Annotated in this window: 15 protein-coding genes; 8 read left to right on the top strand and 7 right to left on the bottom strand. The window is 68.2% G+C overall.

The window, feature by feature from the left end; genetic code table 11:
• The first annotated feature begins 68 nt into the window (after nucleotides 1–68).
• The 3 genes from AC1DW3_RS00440 to AC1DW3_RS00430 all read left to right on the top strand — a co-directional run bounded on the left by AC1DW3_RS00440 (nucleotide 69) and on the right by AC1DW3_RS00430 (nucleotide 2,793).
• Nucleotides 69–680: a DUF4337 domain-containing protein gene (locus AC1DW3_RS00440; RefSeq protein ID WP_477927592.1), complete on the top strand. Its 612-nt coding sequence runs from the start codon at nucleotides 69–71 to the stop codon at nucleotides 678–680.
• Nucleotides 681–757: 77 nt separating this feature from the next.
• Entirely contained in the window at nucleotides 758–1,489 is a 732-nt protein-coding gene (locus tag AC1DW3_RS00435) for a hypothetical protein (protein WP_477927590.1), read from the top strand.
• On the top strand, nucleotides 1,486–2,793 hold the full coding sequence (locus tag AC1DW3_RS00430) for an outer membrane protein assembly factor BamB family protein (RefSeq protein WP_477927588.1): 1,308 nt from the start codon (nucleotides 1,486–1,488) through the stop codon (nucleotides 2,791–2,793). Before AC1DW3_RS00435 ends, AC1DW3_RS00430 begins: the two co-directional genes overlap by 4 nt.
• 193 nt (nucleotides 2,794–2,986) lie before the next feature.
• Here AC1DW3_RS00430 and AC1DW3_RS00425 read toward each other — a convergent pair whose 3' ends face one another.
• From AC1DW3_RS00425 to AC1DW3_RS00410, 4 genes are all read right to left on the bottom strand, one after another.
• Nucleotides 2,987–4,555: a diguanylate cyclase domain-containing protein gene (locus AC1DW3_RS00425; RefSeq protein ID WP_477927585.1), complete on the bottom strand. Its 1,569-nt coding sequence runs from the start codon at nucleotides 4,553–4,555 to the stop codon at nucleotides 2,987–2,989.
• Between the two features lie 108 nt (nucleotides 4,556–4,663).
• On the bottom strand, nucleotides 4,664–4,846 hold the full coding sequence (locus AC1DW3_RS00420) for a hypothetical protein (RefSeq protein WP_477927583.1): 183 nt from the start codon (nucleotides 4,844–4,846) through the stop codon (nucleotides 4,664–4,666).
• 551 nt (nucleotides 4,847–5,397) lie between these two features.
• Entirely contained in the window at nucleotides 5,398–5,820 is a 423-nt protein-coding gene (locus AC1DW3_RS00415) for a hypothetical protein (RefSeq protein WP_477927581.1), read from the bottom strand.
• A 570-nt stretch (nucleotides 5,821–6,390) separates the two neighbouring features.
• Nucleotides 6,391–8,436, bottom strand: coding sequence for a M13 family metallopeptidase (locus tag AC1DW3_RS00410; protein WP_477927579.1), 2,046 nt, complete (start codon nucleotides 8,434–8,436; stop codon nucleotides 6,391–6,393).
• Nucleotides 8,437–8,563: 127 nt separating this feature from the next.
• Between AC1DW3_RS00410 and AC1DW3_RS00405 the strand changes: the two genes are divergently transcribed.
• A complete protein-coding gene (locus AC1DW3_RS00405) occupies nucleotides 8,564–9,496 on the top strand; it encodes an NAD(P)-dependent oxidoreductase (RefSeq protein ID WP_477927577.1) in 933 nt (310 codons plus the stop codon).
• Nucleotides 9,497–9,498: 2 nt separating this feature from the next.
• On the opposite strand, the gene AC1DW3_RS00400 is transcribed toward AC1DW3_RS00405, so the two are convergent.
• Nucleotides 9,499–9,753, bottom strand: coding sequence for a hypothetical protein (locus AC1DW3_RS00400; RefSeq protein WP_477927575.1), 255 nt, complete (start codon nucleotides 9,751–9,753; stop codon nucleotides 9,499–9,501).
• A 155-nt stretch (nucleotides 9,754–9,908) separates the two neighbouring features.
• Here AC1DW3_RS00400 and AC1DW3_RS00395 point away from each other — a divergent pair, with 155 nt between their 5' ends.
• From AC1DW3_RS00395 to AC1DW3_RS00385, 3 genes are all read left to right on the top strand, one after another.
• A complete protein-coding gene (locus AC1DW3_RS00395) occupies nucleotides 9,909–11,210 on the top strand; it encodes a M23 family metallopeptidase (protein WP_477927573.1) in 1,302 nt (433 codons plus the stop codon).
• A gap of 45 nt (nucleotides 11,211–11,255) precedes the next feature.
• Complete coding sequence (locus tag AC1DW3_RS00390) at nucleotides 11,256–11,627, top strand: VOC family protein (protein WP_477927571.1); 372 nt, start codon at nucleotides 11,256–11,258, stop codon at nucleotides 11,625–11,627.
• A gap of 66 nt (nucleotides 11,628–11,693) precedes the next feature.
• Nucleotides 11,694–13,196, top strand: coding sequence for a TonB C-terminal domain-containing protein (locus AC1DW3_RS00385; protein ID WP_477927569.1), 1,503 nt, complete (start codon nucleotides 11,694–11,696; stop codon nucleotides 13,194–13,196).
• 15 nt (nucleotides 13,197–13,211) lie between these two features.
• Here AC1DW3_RS00385 and AC1DW3_RS00380 read toward each other — a convergent pair whose 3' ends face one another.
• A complete protein-coding gene (locus tag AC1DW3_RS00380) occupies nucleotides 13,212–13,523 on the bottom strand; it encodes a hypothetical protein (protein WP_477927567.1) in 312 nt (103 codons plus the stop codon).
• A complete protein-coding gene (locus AC1DW3_RS00375; RefSeq protein ID WP_477927565.1) occupies nucleotides 13,520–14,455 on the bottom strand; it encodes a zinc metalloprotease in 936 nt (311 codons plus the stop codon). Before AC1DW3_RS00375 ends, AC1DW3_RS00380 begins: the two co-directional genes overlap by 4 nt.
• 252 nt (nucleotides 14,456–14,707) lie before the next feature.
• Here AC1DW3_RS00375 and AC1DW3_RS00370 point away from each other — a divergent pair, with 252 nt between their 5' ends.
• Nucleotides 14,708–15,823, top strand: coding sequence for an SGNH/GDSL hydrolase family protein (locus AC1DW3_RS00370; protein ID WP_477927563.1), 1,116 nt, complete (start codon nucleotides 14,708–14,710; stop codon nucleotides 15,821–15,823).
• Nucleotides 15,824–15,827: the final 4 nt, after the last annotated feature.

Here is a 15,827-nt window from a genome sequence, read left to right as displayed (position 1 = left end):
CTGTGAGATTGCCACAGACGGGGGCCGTGCTGCGCGCATAGTTCCGCCGCCAACTACACACCACCCCCATGGATCTCGACCCCAAAGACCTCGTCGACCAGGCCGCCGAAGCCGCCGAAGCTGCCAAGGAGGCGCGAACCGCGCGCCTGAACGCCGCGGTCGCCATCACGGTGGCGGTGCTGGCCACCTTCATGGGCATCTGCAAGGTCAAGGACGACAACATCGTGCAGGGCATGCAGCAGGCCCAGGCCGACAAGCTCGACTACTGGGCCTACTTCCAGGCGCGCACCATCCGTGCCGATGTCGCCGAGCAGGCGGCCACCCAGCTCGAGCTCGCCAAGGGCGGTGCCCCGGCAGCCCAGGCGGCCGACTACGACAAGGCTATCGCCGGCTACCGCGCCAAGCAGGCCGACCAGCTCAAGAAGCGCGACGAACTCAAGGCCCAGGCCGAGGCCGCCCAGACGGCCTACGAGACGCTGAACCGCCGCGACGACCAGTTCGACCTGTCCGACGCCCTGCTCGCCATCGCCATCGCGCTGCTGGCCGTGACGGCGCTGACCCGGCTCTGGCCGCTGTACTTCGTGGCCCTGCTGCCCACCTTCTTCGGCGTGCTGATGGGCGTGGCCGGGCTGATGGACCTGCCCATCCACCCCAATATGCTGTTCCGCCTGCTGTCCTGAAGCCTCGCGGCCATGACGTCTGGCGTCGGGCCAGGCGCTGGCTAAGGTGCGCCCATCCCCGTTGGATGGAGCACCGCTTGAAACGCAACGCCTTGCCGCTGTTCGCGGCCCTGCTGACGACGGCCTGCTGGGCCCAGGCCGCGCCCGAGCCCAGCGGCCGCTGGGAGGGGACGGCCGAGATTCCCGGCGCGCCGCTGCCGCTGGTGGTCGACCTGTCGCGCACGCCGGCCGGGGTGCTGCAGGGCTCGGTGATCCTGCCGGGGCGCGGCGTCAAGGGCGCGCCGCTGCAGGCCCTCGGCAGCGATGAAGCCGGCCTGGGCTTCAGCCTGGCGGCCGCCTTCAACATCGCCGCCAACCCGGCGCCGCAGGTGCGCCTGCGCTGGCAGGCCGACGGTTCGCTGGCGGGTGAATTCCTGCAGGCCGGCCAGACTGCGCCGCTGCGGCTGCAGCGCACCGGCGAGCCCCAGGTCGACCTGCCCGTGGCGCCCACCGCGCTGAGCCCCGCCCTGCTCGGGCGCTGGGTCGGGCGCTACGAACTTGGCGGCTATCCGCGCGAGGTCACCTTGACGCTCAACAACGGTCCGGCCGGCCTGGGCGCGGGCGAACTGGTCGTGGTGGGCAAGCGGCGCACCGAACTCGCGATCGACCATGTCGTGCAAGGCCGCGAGTTCCTGACCCTCAAGGCCAGCGCGGCCAACTACCGCATCGAAGGCCGCCATGCGGCGGACCGCATCGAGGGTCAGGTGGTGCAGGGGCCGTTCGAAGCCGCCATCGTGCTGCGCCGCGCCGCAGCGGGAGACAAGCCATGAAGCGCCGCCATCTCCTGCTCGCCCTCGGGCTGGCCACGACAACCGCTTTGCCGGCCGCGGCCCAAGGCATGTACCGCGGCGATGCCGCCCACACCGGTGTGCTGCAGGCCCAGGCGCCGCGCCAGTTCAAGCGGGTCAAGTGGAGCTTCCCGACCGGCCAGCGCATCGTGTCCTCGCCGGTCTGGCATGAGGGTGCGCTGCTGTTCGGCAGCGACGACGGCCATCTCTACAGCGTCGACGCGGCAAGCGGCCGCCAGCGCTGGATGCTGGCCACCGATGGGCCGCTGGCCTCCACGCCGGCGGTGGCGGCCGGCCGGGTCTATGCCCTCAGCTTCGACGGGCGCCTCTACGCGGCCAACGCCGCCACCGGCGAGCTGCTGTGGAAATTCGCCACCGAGGGCGAGCGCCGCTTCGAGGCGCGCGGCCTGCACGGCATGCAGCCGCGCAGCCAGACCTTCGGCGACCCCTTCGACGTCTACCTCTCCAGCCCGCTGGTGGCCGACGGCCGGGTCTATTTCGGCAGCAGCGACGGCCATGTCTACGCCCTCGACGCGGCCAGCGGCGCGCTGCTGTGGAAGCACCGCACCGGCGACGTCGTGCATGCCTCGCCGGCCTATGCCGGCGGGCGTGTCTATGTCGGCGGCTGGGACGGCAAGCTCTACGCGCTGGACGCCAAGACCGGCGCCCAGGTCTGGGCCTTCCAGGCGGGTGTCGACCCGCTGATGCACAACCAGCAGGGCTTCCAGTCCTCGCCGGCCGTGGTGGGCGGTGTCGTCTACAGCGGCTGCCGCGACGGCCATGTCTACGCCGTCGACGCCGCCACCGGCCGCGAGCTGTGGAAGCACAACACCAACGGCAGCTGGGTCAACAGCTCGCCGGCGGTCAGCGCCGGCCAGGTCCACGTCGCGACCTCGGATTCCGCGCTCTACAAGGTGCTGGACGCCGCCACCGGCAAGCTGGTGCGCGAGCATGACCTGCAGGCCTATGTGTTCGGCTCGCTGACGATCGCCGGTGACGTGGTGCTGGTGGGCGTGCTCAACGGCGTGCTGCAGGCCCGCGACAAGGCCAGCGGCGCGCCGCTGTGGGAGTTCCAGACCGAGGCCTCGCGCGCCAACCGCGGCTGGGTGCTGACGGCCGACCGGCGCTTCAACGGGCCGCTGCTGTTCCCATCCGGCTGGCACGACGCCACGGCCCTGGGCGCGGAGCGCCAGCAGGGCGTGGGTTCCTTCTTCTCGACACCGCTGGTGGTCGGCGGGGTGGTCTACATCGGCAGCGCGGACGGCAGGCTGTACGCGCTGGAGTGAGGGACGAGGGCCGTCGCCGACCGCTCTAGGCTGAACGCGGTCCTTCAATGAAAGCGCTTCGAGCGGTCGCTGTCGACCCAGAGCGGATTTCGCACAGGCTTACCAGGCTTCCGGGAAGTGGCCATTCAACGTTGAGGCTGTGCGGCAGGCCGAGGCAAGGCCGTCAACCTGACTTCCCCAGCCGCTTGCGCCTTCATCGCCAATAGCAGACCTGGTTTCGCCCCGCTCGCTTGGCCATGTACATGGCGCGGTCCGCATAAGACACCAGCTCGTCTGCGCCTGCAGGCACGTCGGGATAGGTGACGACGCCAATGCTGGCCGTCACGGTCACTGGAGGGCCTTCGCCAAGGAAGATCGGTTCGGCGATGGAGGTCAGGACGCGGCGCAAGATCTCGTCGCAGTCTTCTTGCGTGTCAACGGGGGACAGGAGCAGGACGAATTCATCGCCCCCGAGCCGCGCCGCGGTGTCGCTGGCCCGAATGCAGGATTGAAGTCGGCGGCCGATTTCCTTCATCAGCCGGTCGCCGGCGTCGTGCCCCCTGATGTCGTTGACCGCCTTGAAACCGTCCAGGTCGAGGAAGCAGACGGCACAGCATGACTTCAGTCGCTCGCACAGCAGCAGGGTCTGGCCGATCCGGTCGCCCAGCAACACGCGGTTCGGCAGGCCCGTCAGCGCATCATGAAAAGCGATCTGTTCGACGCGCTGTTGATGCAGCTTCTGCTCGGTGATGTCCTGCATCATCCAAAGCGACTCACCCTTGTCGGCAGTCAGCAGGACACCGCTCAAGTCCACCCAGATCGGATCGCCATTCTTCTTTCGCATCTGCATCTGGGTGCGATACGTCAGCCCCGACTGCAGGACGGGGTAGGCCTCCCGCCCCAGCGCGTCGTACGCCTCTTGATGCAGGTACAGCAGCCGGGAGGGTGTTCCCGCCAGCTCGCCGGCTTCATACCCGAACATGGTCTCGAGCGCCCGGTTGGTCCACATGGACTTTCGATCACGAAGCCTTGTGATGCCGATCAACTCGGTATCGAGCATGGCCTGCTGCTCACGCGTCACCTGTTGAAGCCGCCCGGACAGCAGGGCCATGCTGCGCGTCGCGCGCTCGAGGTTGGCCAGGATGAACCCGATGCCCGCGCCCAGCGGAAAAAGGTAGGACGCAAGGTAGGTGAGGCCGTTGCCCAGACTCCCCTGAAAGAAGTCGACGTATTGCTCAGGAGACAAGCTCGCGTGCAGCGCACGCACCACCAAGGCAACCGCTGTCAGTGCCAACGTGATGCCGACCGTGCGCAAGGACGGTTCGGCGTGCCACCCCTTGCCCAGCGCGAGGATGGCCATCGGTGCAATCTGGGCGGCAATCAACAGCGAAACAACCGCGGTGCGAAGCGGCAAGGGCTGATTGACGAGCGATACGACAGCGACCACGCCAAGCAGAAGCAGGCCCAACTGCAACTTGGGGGCGGCACGGTCCCGGATGAATCGGTGAAGCGCGTGGGCGTTGAACCAGAGCCCCGCCATCACCAGCGCATTGCCGCCAACAATGGCAAGCCACGCGGGGCCGACAGCCCGGGTCACGACCAAGATGAACCCTGCAATCATCAGCCAGGTTCCGCGCGCCCAGATACCCAGCGCCGGACTTTCAGGCAGCGAGCGCCTGGCTACGGCGAGCGTCAGGCCGAACAGGGCAAACGCGGCGAAGAGAGCGACAAAAAGAGTGGGGGTGCTCAGCACGTCATGGGGCCCGGGATGAATCCAGATCATGAACGCCTTGTGGCCAGGCCAGCCAGAGGCTCAGATGTTGCAAGGCGCCGGTGATGCGATTGATGCACCCGATCGACCAGGCGTCATTCTGGTGTCCCTGAGCAGGAGCTAGTGACCGTGGATGCTCAGCTGCCTGATCATCACCATGTAGCGTGCGACAGCGTTCGCATCACGGCCCACCATGCGCACCACGAATTCGAGTTGCGCTTCGGCGACGTCAAGAACGCAGGCCCAAAAGGCCAGATCATCCACAACGGGCCCTTCATCGATCTTGCCAGCGAGCGTCTTCACGGTAGACGACTCTAGAAGCGGTGCTCGCTGCTGAATGCGGGGAGTTCTGGACGGCCTTCGTAGGGAAGCTGCGCTCTGTCGCCCCGCTCCCCGAAATCGCCGCGGTCGTCGCGCTGCCGCTGCGGCCGCGGCGTCCAGTACTTGGCGCAAACCCGCGATCTTGCCGTATGCGTCCGGCCATCACATATAGGGCCGCTTGGGCGACGAACCGATCGATGGGAAACCTGAAAGCAGCCCTTCACCAAGGACAGCCGATGCCGGGACCAGCAGCACGACCAGGCCCGCTTCAGCCCGCCTGCTGCTCTGCGCGGACGCCACAGAGCCGACGCGCACATCCCCGCCTCCTCATCGACTGGAAAGATCAAGTCTCGCCGCTTGCTCGGGGTGGCGAAGGGGCCAAGTCAGGCGCAGGTGTTGACATTGCGCCCGAGATTGCCTTGAGGGCCAGCGCAGGCCGCTGCGGCAGGGCAGCGAGTAGCGCAGTCGCTGGCCGAGGTACGAAAGCCATCGCTAGCGACTGGCAGCTCCTGGCCGGTTGCGGGCGTCAAGTCTCAGTCCCACCAGCATGCGATCGGTCGGGTTCCCTTCGGCACGGCATAGGGCTCATAACGGACAGAGGGGTCAAAGCCGTCCCATGTCTCATCAGGCGCCAGATCCTCAGGAAACCATTCCAAGACGTCTTCCGGCGTAGAGGTTGTGAAGATGAAGACCGTGTCGGAAAACGGCCAGTCCGGGTCATCGAACTGGGTAATCTGAACGCGGACGTCCGCGACGTCTGGCCGCTCGGCGATGCGTTTCAGCGCTTGATGGATTTCGTCCGGACTAGGAGCGGATGGAAGATTGCAGCCGATGCTTCCGACGCACGTATTGCCAGTGAAGAACTCCTCCAGGCTAAGCAGCGGACGAGGCGTATCTGCATCATCTGGATGTCCCAGTCTTGAAACCCGTTCGGTGACTCGCCGTAGATGATCCATGTGCCTTTGACCTCCAGGAAAGCTCCGGCAGCCTACCCGACAACTGCCATTCTTCGGAGACCGCTCCTGGCCGAAACCTGACCTCCGAGGCGATGCACGCGACAGGCAGCAATCGCTGCAAAGAGGTACTACAAGTCAACCGGCCTCATGAGACCCGCATCGAAGACCTGCTCGATGGTTGCCTTGCCAACGATTCGAGAGCCCTCAGCGACGCGAAGAACCCGGCCGGGCCACAACACACCCGGATAGGCTTCTGGTGAAACAAACCAGATGTCCGCCGAAGCTTGGCCGCCCGTCCGGACTTCGCTGTCGGCCTCGAATTCGTGATGCACGCTGGTCCAGCAGTCCGGCCTGACGTCGTAGACAGGCCGATACCCCGAAAGTACGCACTTCACGGTCCCGTCTGCCCTGCTGGCCAGCAATTCGAACAAAACACGGGCATGGGGCGGGCGGAGTGGGCGACTCATGCCGTGACCCGAGCCCCCCGGTCTGCACGCGGCACGCCGGGCGCCGCGATGGCGCGCGCCCAAGCGTTGCCCAGCGCAAACGCGCAGGCTATCTGCACGAGCCTCACCACACCTTGCAGTGCTCTCCCGCCTTCTTCACCAGCTTGGCGCCCGGCTTGCAGGCAAAAGCCTTCTCGAACTCCGGCATGTTGACGACGACGCCGTTGATGCGCCAGCGGGCCGGCGAATGCGGGTCGACCTTGGCTTGCACGCGCAGCGCCTCGGGGCGGGCATCGGCGCAGTCCCACTGAGCGAAGCCGACGAAGAAGCGCTGCTCGGGCGTCAGGCCGTCGCGGTTCTCCAGCGTCTTGCCGGTCATGTGCACCTTCCAGGCCTCCCAGGCCAGGATGAGCCCGCCGAGATCGGCGAGGTCTTCGCCCAGCGTCAGCTTGGAGTTGATCTTGATGTCGTCGACGACGGTGTAGGTGGCGTACTGGTCGGACACGCAGGCGGCACGCTTCTCGAAGGCCTGGCCGTCCTTCTTGGTCCACCAGTTCTTCAGATTGCCCTGGGCGTCGAACTGGCGGCCTTCGTCGTCGAAGCCATGCGTCAGCTCGTGGCCGATGGTGCCGCCGGTGTTGCCATAGTTGGGCGCTTCATCGAGTGCGGCGTCATACAGCGGCGCCTGCAGCACGCCGGCGGGGAAGTTGATGTCGTTCATCTGCGCGTCGTAATAGGCATTCACCGTCTGCGGCGTCATGCTCCATTCGCCGCGGTCCAGCGGCTGGCCGATCTTGGCCAGGCGGCGCCTGGCCTCGAAGACATTGCCGCGCATGGCGTTGCCGAGGAAGTCGCCGGGCTTCACGGCAAAGGCCGTGTAGTCGCGCCAGCGCTCGGGGTAGCCCACCTTGTTGACGATGGCCTTGAGCTTCTCGTGGGCGCGCGCCTTGGTCTCGGCGCTCATCCAGCTCAGGCCGTCGATGCTGCGCGCCATCGCGGCCTCGATCTCGTCCGTCATCTGCACCGTGGCGGCCTTCAGATCGGGCGTGAAGTTGCGCGCGACGAACTCCTGGCCCAGGGCCTCGCCGAGCTGGGCGTCGACGAGCTGCACGCAGCGCTTCCAGCGCGGCTTCAGCTGCGGCGTGCCGGTCAGCGTCTGGCCGTAGAAGTCGAAGTTGGCCTGCACGAAGCCGTTGTCCAGCGCCGGCGCCAGGCTGCTGGCCAGCTGCCAGCGCAGATAGGTCTTCAGGTCGGCCAGGCTCATGGCCTTGAGCCGCGCGCCCAGCGCCTTGAAGAAGGCCGGCTCGGTGACGTTGTAGCGGGCATGCCAGGGCGCGCTGCCGAGTGCGGCCTGGTAGCTGGCCCAGTCGAAACCGGGAACGAGCGCCTTCAGGCCGCGCGCATCGACGACGTGGAAGGTCTTGTAGGGGTCGCGCTTGTCGACCTTGCTGAGCGACGCCTTGGCCAGCATCGTCTCGGTGGCGAGCACGCTGCGTGCCCCCGTCTTGGCGGCCGCGGGCGAGTCGCCCAGCAGCTCGAAGAGGCGGGCCACATGGGCCTCGTAGGCGGTGCGGATCTTGAGCGTCTTGTCGTCGCGCTTCAGGTAGTAGTCGCGATCGGGCAGGCCCAGGCCGCCGGCCGAGGCGAAGGCGATCTGGCGCGTCGCGTCGGCGAAATCCTGGCCGGCGCTGAAGCCGAAGAAGAAGCGGTCATTGCCGGCCGCCTGCTGCAGCTCGGCCAGCAGGGCTGGCAGGGCCTGCTTGTCCTTCAGCGCGGCGATGCGGTCGAGCAGCGGTTGCAGGCCCGTCAGGCCGGCGGCCTGCACGGCGCCTTCGTCCATGCAGGCAGCGAAGTAGTCGCCCAGCTTGACCTGGGTGGCCGTGCGCTCGGCGCCCGGCGTGCCCAGCTTGTTCAGCACGCCCCAGAGGTAGCGCTGGTTCTCGTTGGCCATCTTGGCGTAGACCGACCAGCGCGACTGGTCTGCCGGGATGGGGTTGGTCTGGGTCCAGGAACCGCAGGCGAACTTGTAGAGGTCGTCGCAGGGGTCAACCGTGCGGTCCATGGCCGTCACGTCCAGGCTGGGCGTGTAGGGCAGGGCGTCGAGCGGCGTCTCGTTGGCCGCATGGGCCAGCGTCGCCGCGAGCAGCGCGGGAAGCAGCAGTCGTTTCATGGTGGGGCGGGAAATTTTCAAGTGGGCGGATTGTGGGTGCTCGGCCGGCCCGCGCCATTCGTCAGAGGCGCCGCCGGCTCAAGAGATTCAGCCATGATGGGCGCATTCTGATTCGCCAGCCCCGCCCATGAACACCCTGCTCCTCCTCGTCCCGATCGCCGCCGAACACAAGGCCCTGCTGCTGCAGCGCTTCGCCGTCATCGAGGCGCTGGACCCCGCCGCGCGTGCCGCCGCCATCGCGGCCCGCGGCGCCGACATCGAGCTGGTGCTGACCAATGGCTCGGTCGGCTTCACCGCCGCCGAGATCGCCGCCTGCCCCCAGCTGAAGCTGCTGGCCGCCCAGGGCGCTGGCTACGAGAACCTCGACGTGGCGGCGGCCAAGGCGMGCGGCGTGCTCGTCTGCAACGGCGCCGGCACCAATGACGACTGCGTGGCCGACCACGCGTTGGCGCTGCTGCTGGCCAGCGTGCGCGCCCTGCCCCAGCAGGGCGTGGCCCTGCGCGCCGGCATCTGGCGCGATGCGCTGCCGCTGTTTCCCAACTTCAAGGGCCGGCGCCTCGGCGTCATCGGCATGGGCGGCATCGGCCTCAAGATCGCCACGCGCGCCGCCGCCTTCGGCATGGTCATCGGTTATCACAACCGCCGCCCGCGCGAGGGTGCTGGCGACGCGACCTGGTTCGACAGCGTGGCCAGCCTGGCCGCCTGGGCCGACGACCTCGTCGTCGCCACGCCCGGCGGCGCCGCAACCCGGCACATCGTCAATGCGCAGGTGCTGGCCACCCTGGGCCCGGGGGGCCATGTCGTCAACATCTCGCGCGGCAGCTGCGTGGACACGGCCGCCCTGGCCGCGGCGCTGAGGGCCGGCCAGATCGCCGGCGCGGCCCTGGATGTCTACGAGAGCGAACCCCGGCCGCCCGAGGAGCTGCTGGGCCTGGACAACGTCATCCTGACGCCCCATGTGGCCGGCTGGTCGCCGCAGTCCATCCGCGCGACGGTGGAAAACTTCATCGCCAACGTCGAGGCCTGGCGGCGCGGCGAGGCGCTGCCGACCGCCCTCTGAATTCAGCCGCGCCGGGCCTCCACCACCTGGCTCTCGCCGCGGGCCGCGTACTGGCGGCGGCCACCCTCCTCCAGCGCCACCTCGGCGGCCAGGCGGCCGATCTGGGTGCTGGCCATCGCCTGCATCATCAGCACGTCGGCGTCGTCGGGCATGCGCGTCAGCGGCGGCTCCTCACGCTCGACCCGCGCCGGACGGCGGCGCGCGAACAGCGCATCGAGGGTCAGCAGGCGGCGGGGATCGGGCAGGGAGGCCATCATGGAATCTCCGAAAACTGTCGGGCTTATGGAACAGACGCCATGGCGGCCCCGATTGCGACAAGCCCCCGCACCAACCCTTCCCTAATTCCACGATTGGCGCGTGGCGCGCCTGTCCAGATACTGATCCGGCCCCCTGGCAGAACAAGGAGCCGACGATGTCCAAGCGTCATGTCCTGGCGGCCGCCCTGCTGGCCGCCGCCGCGCTGTCCGCCTCTCAGGCCCTGGCCGACGGCTATGTCGCCGTCTGGCGCCCCGGCACCGGCACGCAATGGGTCAAGGCCGGCGTGTCGCCCGACGAGTTCAAGACGGCCGACATGGACTACTTCAAGCAGGGCCTGCGCATCGTGTCGCTGACCGTGCGGGACGGCAAGCTGACCGCCGTCTGGCAGCCCGGCAGCGGCACGCAATGGGTGCACTGGGACATGAGCGCGGCCGACTTCAAGGCCAAGGACACGGCCTATTTCAAGCAGGGCCTGCGCATCGCCGCCTTCTCCCTGCACAACGGCCGCTTCGCCGCCGCCTGGCGCCCGGGCAGCGGCACCCAGTGGGTGCACTGGGACCTGACTGGCGACCAGTTCAAGGCCAAGGACGCGCCTTATTTCAAGGCCGGCCTGCGCGTCACGCAGATCGAGCTGGACAACGGCAAGCTCGCCGCCGTGTGGCAGCCGGGCAGCGGCACGCAGTGGATCCACTGGGGCATGAACGGCGCCGCCATGGAGGCCAAGGACGCCACCTATTTCCCGCAAGGCCTGCGGCTGAAGACGATGTCGTCGGACGGCGGCAGCTACGCCGCCGTGTGGCGCCCCGGCTCGGGCACGCAGTACTGGGTGCACCGGCGCTGCTGGATCGACCTCGCGACCGAGGACATGGCCTATTTCGGCAAGGGCCTTCGCCTGGGCTTCCTGAAGATGCAGGAAGAGGCCCAGGGTGCCTACCACTACCCCTGGAAGAACGGCGTCACGCGCAACGTGGGCCAGGGCAACAACAGCCCGCCACCGGGCTCGCACAACGGCAGCCAGGCCTTTGCCTTCGACTTCATGATGGATTCCGGCACCGAAGTCCGCGCGGCGCGTGCCGGCACCGTCGAGTGGGTGCGCCAGAGCCAGACGACAACCTACGACCCCTCGTCGCCCACGACGGCCACCAACCAGCCCTTCCCCGGCGGCAGCCAGGACAACTGGGGCAACACGGTGCGCATCCGCCACCTGGGCGGCCTCACGAGCTGGTACTTCCACCTGACGCCCAACAGCGTCAAGGTCAAGGAGAACGACAAGGTCGAGGCCGGCACCGTCATCGCGCTGAGCGACAACACCGGCCGCACGACCGGGCCGCATCTGCACTTCCAGGTGCAGGCCGACTCCCTCGACTGGGGCCAGTCGGTCGCCATCAGCTTCAACGGCTGCCAGGTGCCCAAGACGGGCGACAACGTGACCTCGCAGACCGGCAATCCGAACTGAGTCCTTGGCGATACCCTGCGGCTTCAAGCTCGCCAAGGATTCGCCATGGAACTGGGTGCCTTCTCGATCAGCCTCGCGGTCAAGGACATCGCGGCCTCCCGCGCCTTCTACGAGGCGCTGGGCTTCAGCGTCTTCGGCGGCAACCAGGACCAGCGCTGGCTCATCCTGAAGAACGGAGCGACCGTCATCGGCCTCTTCCAGGGCATGTTCGACAAGAACATGCTGACCTTCAACCCCGGTTGGGACAGCAATGCCCAGGCGCTGCCGGCCTTCCTCGACGTGAGGCAGATCCAGGCCCGGCTGCAGGCCCAGGGCCTGGCGCTGGACCAGGCGGCCGACCCCGCATCCACGGGGCCGGGCCATATCTCGCTGACCGACCCTGATGGCAACCCGGTGCTGATCGACCAGCACGTCTGACGACAATGGGCGCATGCGCTGCCTGGCCTGCTCCGAGCTGAACCGCCCCCGCCTGATGGGGCCGGCTTGAGCCGTTGGTCCTCCGATCCCAGCCGCGTACCGACGCTCGCCCCCTGGCCGCGGCGGCGCGCGCCCTCCCGCCCTGGGCTCGCCTGGGGGATCTCGCTGCTTTTCCATGCTCTGCTGCTGAGCCTGACCTTCGGCGGTGAAGGCCTGGGCCTGCCCGGCCTGAGCCTGCCCTGGCAGGCCCGGCGCGCCGAAGTGCCCGACCTGCGTGTCGTGCTGCTCACGCCGGCGATCGAAGTGCCTGCTGTCCCGCCCCCGGAGCCCGTCACCGCGCCGACATCAAGCACGGAGCCCCACGCCGAACCGGCAGCAGCGCCCGAGGCCCCCGCACTGGCGCCACCCGCGCCGCCGCCGGCCACCGCCGTCATCGCCGTGGAGAAGCCGACCGAGACGAACTGGGCCGTACCGGCCGCCCTGCCCGCGTCGGCGCCCGTCATCGCCGCGCTGTCCGCAGCGTCCAGCGCCCTGACCACGCTGACCCGCGATGACACGGCCCGGGCCGCCCTGGATCGTGAAGCCCGCGAGCGCGCCGCGGAACTGGCCCAGCTCGACCGCGCCCGACGCGAGACCCAGCAACAGGCCCAGCAGCAGACGGAAAGACTGGCCGAGGCGGAGCGCCTGGAAGCGGCGAAGCAGGAAGCCAGCCGGCAGGACGCGATTCGCAAGGAGGCCGCGCGTCAGGAGGCCGCGGCCCGTGCCGAGGCGGCAAGGCTGGAGGCTGAACGCGCCGAGGCCCAGCGCCAGGCCGCCGCGAAGGCGGACGCGACGCGCCTGGAGGCGGAACGTCGGGCCGCCGCCCAACAGGAAGCGGCCCGGCAGGAGAGCGCGCGCACCGAAGCGGCTCGCGCGGAAACCGCTCGGCAAGAGGCGGCCCGCCAGGAGGCCGTGCGCCAGGAAGCGGCGCGTGCTGAAGCCGCCCGCCAAGCCGCCGAGTCCGCCAGGCAGGAAGCAGCCAGGCAGGAAGCGGGTCGCCAGGAGGCCGCTCGCCAGGAAGCCGCCCGCGCCGCGGCCGCCAAGCTGGCCGAGGCCAGGGCCGTCGAGGAGCAACGCGAAGCGAAGTTGCGCGCCATCGGCCAGCAGCTGAACGAGGAAGCCGCCAAACGTGATGCGGCACGCCAGGCCCCCTCCAACCTGCCGTCCTCCTGGAGCAGCGCCCGCCGCGGCCGCCTGTTCGGCCGCACCGATGCCAACGCGGAGATGGTGCTCTACGCCGAGGCCTGGGCGCGCAAGATCCAGCTCAACCAGACTTTCGACCTGGTGCGAGACACGCTGAAGCAGCCCTACACCGACCCGCTGGTGACGGTCGCCATCCGCGCCGACGGCACGGTCGAGTCCGTCAGCTTCTACCGCTCGAGCGGCGTGCCGGCCCTGGACGACGCGATCCGCCGCGTCATCGAGAGCCAGGCCAACTACCCGGCCTTCCCGCCGGCCCTGGCACGCGAATACGACGTCGTCGAGATCCGCCGCACCTGGCATTTCGACTCGGCGATCCGGCTGTACTGAGGCGAGCGAGGCGCGTCAGCCTTCCAGCTTCTTCAGCCGCAGGTTGGCGCCGTCTTCGCTGCGCGATGCCTCGAAGGTGGCGGTCGCGAAACCGCTGCGGTGCAGCAGCAGGCGCTTGCCGTCGAACTCGTAGGTGCCGCCCGACTGGACCGCCTTGTCGTCGGCGCCCGGCCGCCCCTCCTCGAAGCGCCCGTCTTCCAGGAAGGTCAGCCGCTGACGGCCACGGCTGGGTGGCAGGGATTCAGCGGCGTCGACGAAGACGCTGGCACCCGCGCTGTCGCGCTCGTGCGCATGCACCCAGGCGCCAAGGAGTTGCTGCTTGTTCATGTGATGAGCGACTTTCGCGGGCCGTCCAGCGCACTGTGCATGCGCGCCACCTGCTCTGGCGTGAACATGAACATGGCGACGTCGTCGACATAGTCCATGTAGTTCATGAACATGTCGCCGTTGGGGCCGTTCTGGCAGCTGACACTGGGGAAGCCCGGCGCGCCGAAATTGGGGCCTTCCGCATTGGGCGTGTCGTCGACACCGTCGCCGCCGCTGCAGTCCGGCGTGTCGCCCCAGATGTGGCGCAGGTTGAAGAAGTGGCCGATCTCGTGGGTGGCGGTGCGGCCCTTGTTGAACGGCGCCTTTGCCGTGCCACCGGTGCCGAAGGCGTTGACGGAGATGACGACGCCGTCGGTCGCCGCCGGGCCACCGGGGAACTGCGCATAGCCGAGCAGCCCATCCTTGAGCGGACAGACCCAGATGTTCAGGTAGCGGGCGGCCGGCCAGGGCGCGCTGCCGCCGCGCTTGGGATCCTTCATCGAGTCGTTCTGACCGAAAGCCGTCTCCTTGGTCGGCACCTGCAGGATGCCGGTGGTCGGCTTGCCCTTGGGATCCTTGGTCGCCAGCTGGAACTCGATCATGGGGTCCGCGACCAGGCCCTTCCAGACGACGGGCGCCTTGTTGCGATCGGCGTTCTTGGCGCGGAAATCCTGGTTGAGGATCTTGATCTGGGAGGCGACCTGCGCGGCCGTGACCTTGGGCGCGCCCGGCGACTGCAGCAGGTGAACCACGACGTTGATGCGGTAGGGCTTCTTGGGCGCAACCTTGGCCATGCGCCGGGAGTCCATGAAGGAATGCTCCATGGCGCTCTGCGCGATGCGGTACTGCGGATGCTGCTCCAGCAGCCAGTAGTGAACGGACATGCAGCCGCACTTGCGCTTCAGCACGGGGGCAGCGGACTTGGCGCCGGCGGCGCCCTTTTTGGTGGCCATGGCAGGACTCCTTGCTCACCGATGGATGAGCAGCGCAAACGTAGCGGCGAAGGCCCGACGGCGCCTCCCCAGCTTTGAGGAAGAACCCGGGTTCGCCTGTCCCTCTTGCTGCAGCGCACACAGAGGGAATGTCCCCGATTCACCCCGCAGGTGGGGTGCTAGCGTGAGATGTTGTTCGTGGTTCCGGCGGTGCTGACGCGCGGCCGGACGCTCTGTTGGTTCCCGTCGCAAAACACAAGCAAGGAGACACAGATGAGGACTTCCCTTAGCGCCGCTATCCACCGCACCATAGGCCGCGCCGCCTGCCGACTGGGGCTGCCGCTGCTGGCCGCCGTCAGCCTCGCCACGCCGGCCGCCGCCAGCACGCTGACGCAGAACGTGTCCTGGACCATCGACCGCGCCGGCACGACCGCCAAATACCGCATCGTCGCCTACGGTGACTCCATCTACGCCGGCTACAACGGCTCGGTGCTGAACGCCGCCAAATACGCCGCGCCGACGGTGAACGCCGAATACCTGTCGGCACTCTGGAACGCCGACATCGAGAGCGTGCGCCGCGCCAAGTCCGGCGCCGTCGCCTCGGACGTCTACAGCAACAAGATCGTGGCCGAGAAGTCCTATATGCAGGCGGCGTCCACGCGCGTCGTCACCTTCGAGATGTGCGGCAACGACGGCCTGCAGGCGCGCTCGGCCTTCAAGAGCCAGACCGGCACCTGCAACTACGCAGGCATGGACGCCGCCGTGAACAGCTGCAAGACCTATGTGGCCGCCGCGATGGACTTCATCAACGCCAATGCCTACGCGGGCGTGAAGCTCAAGCAGATCTCCAACCTGCACTACCCCGGCTACAACGCCGACAACACGCAGAGCAGCTGCAAGGACGCGAGCACCGGCGCCACCGTGAACATGCGCGACCGCTTCCTGCCCAAGATCGCGACGATGAACTACTGGATGTGCGAATACGCGCGCCAGAAGGGATTCCAGTGCGCCGACAACTTCGCGCAGTACATGGGCGCCGACTACGACAGCAACGGCGACGGCGTCATCGACTCCGACGGCCTGCGCTATGTGGCCGGCGAGAGCGAGGCCAGCTACGTGACCCGCATCACGACGACGCTGAAGCCCACCATCCGCGACGCCAACGCCAAGTTCGTCTCCAGCAGCAGCAGCTACGACTACATCCAGTCCGACGACACGCACCCGACCTACAGCGGCGGCACCGTGTCCGCCGGCATCTTCGGCGGCACCACCGGCTCGGGCGCGGCGCGCTACACCTCGTTCAGCAACGGCAAGAACCCGATCTGGAACCAGTACGGCCACGAGCGCATGGGCTGGGCGATCTCGACGTCCAACCCGGCCGCCCCCTGAGCTG

Source organism: Roseateles sp. P2_H4, assembly GCF_056403315.1.
Note: the sequence above shows the minus strand (reverse complement) of the source record. Positions and strands in the feature narration are given on the sequence as shown.

Bases quoted from the DNA above. Each gene is read 5' to 3' on its own strand.
- AC1DW3_RS00440 (WP_477927592.1), top strand. From the start codon at position 69: ATGGATCTCGACCCCAAAGACCTCGTCGACCAGGCCGCCGAAGCCGCC.
- AC1DW3_RS00430 (WP_477927588.1), top strand. From the start codon at position 1,486: ATGAAGCGCCGCCATCTCCTGCTCGCCCTCGGGCTGGCCACGACAACC.
- AC1DW3_RS00425 (WP_477927585.1), bottom strand. From the start codon at position 4,555: ATGATCTGGATTCATCCCGGGCCCCATGACGTGCTGAGCACCCCCACT.
- AC1DW3_RS00415 (WP_477927581.1), bottom strand. From the start codon at position 5,820: ATGGATCATCTACGGCGAGTCACCGAACGGGTTTCAAGACTGGGACAT.
- AC1DW3_RS00410 (WP_477927579.1), bottom strand. From the start codon at position 8,436: ATGAAACGACTGCTGCTTCCCGCGCTGCTCGCGGCGACGCTGGCCCAT.
- AC1DW3_RS00400 (WP_477927575.1), bottom strand. From the start codon at position 9,753: ATGATGGCCTCCCTGCCCGATCCCCGCCGCCTGCTGACCCTCGATGCG.
- AC1DW3_RS00395 (WP_477927573.1), top strand. From the start codon at position 9,909: ATGTCCAAGCGTCATGTCCTGGCGGCCGCCCTGCTGGCCGCCGCCGCG.
- AC1DW3_RS00390 (WP_477927571.1), top strand. From the start codon at position 11,256: ATGGAACTGGGTGCCTTCTCGATCAGCCTCGCGGTCAAGGACATCGCG.
- AC1DW3_RS00380 (WP_477927567.1), bottom strand. From the start codon at position 13,523: ATGAACAAGCAGCAACTCCTTGGCGCCTGGGTGCATGCGCACGAGCGC.
- AC1DW3_RS00375 (WP_477927565.1), bottom strand. From the start codon at position 14,455: ATGGCCACCAAAAAGGGCGCCGCCGGCGCCAAGTCCGCTGCCCCCGTG.
- AC1DW3_RS00370 (WP_477927563.1), top strand. From the start codon at position 14,708: ATGAGGACTTCCCTTAGCGCCGCTATCCACCGCACCATAGGCCGCGCC.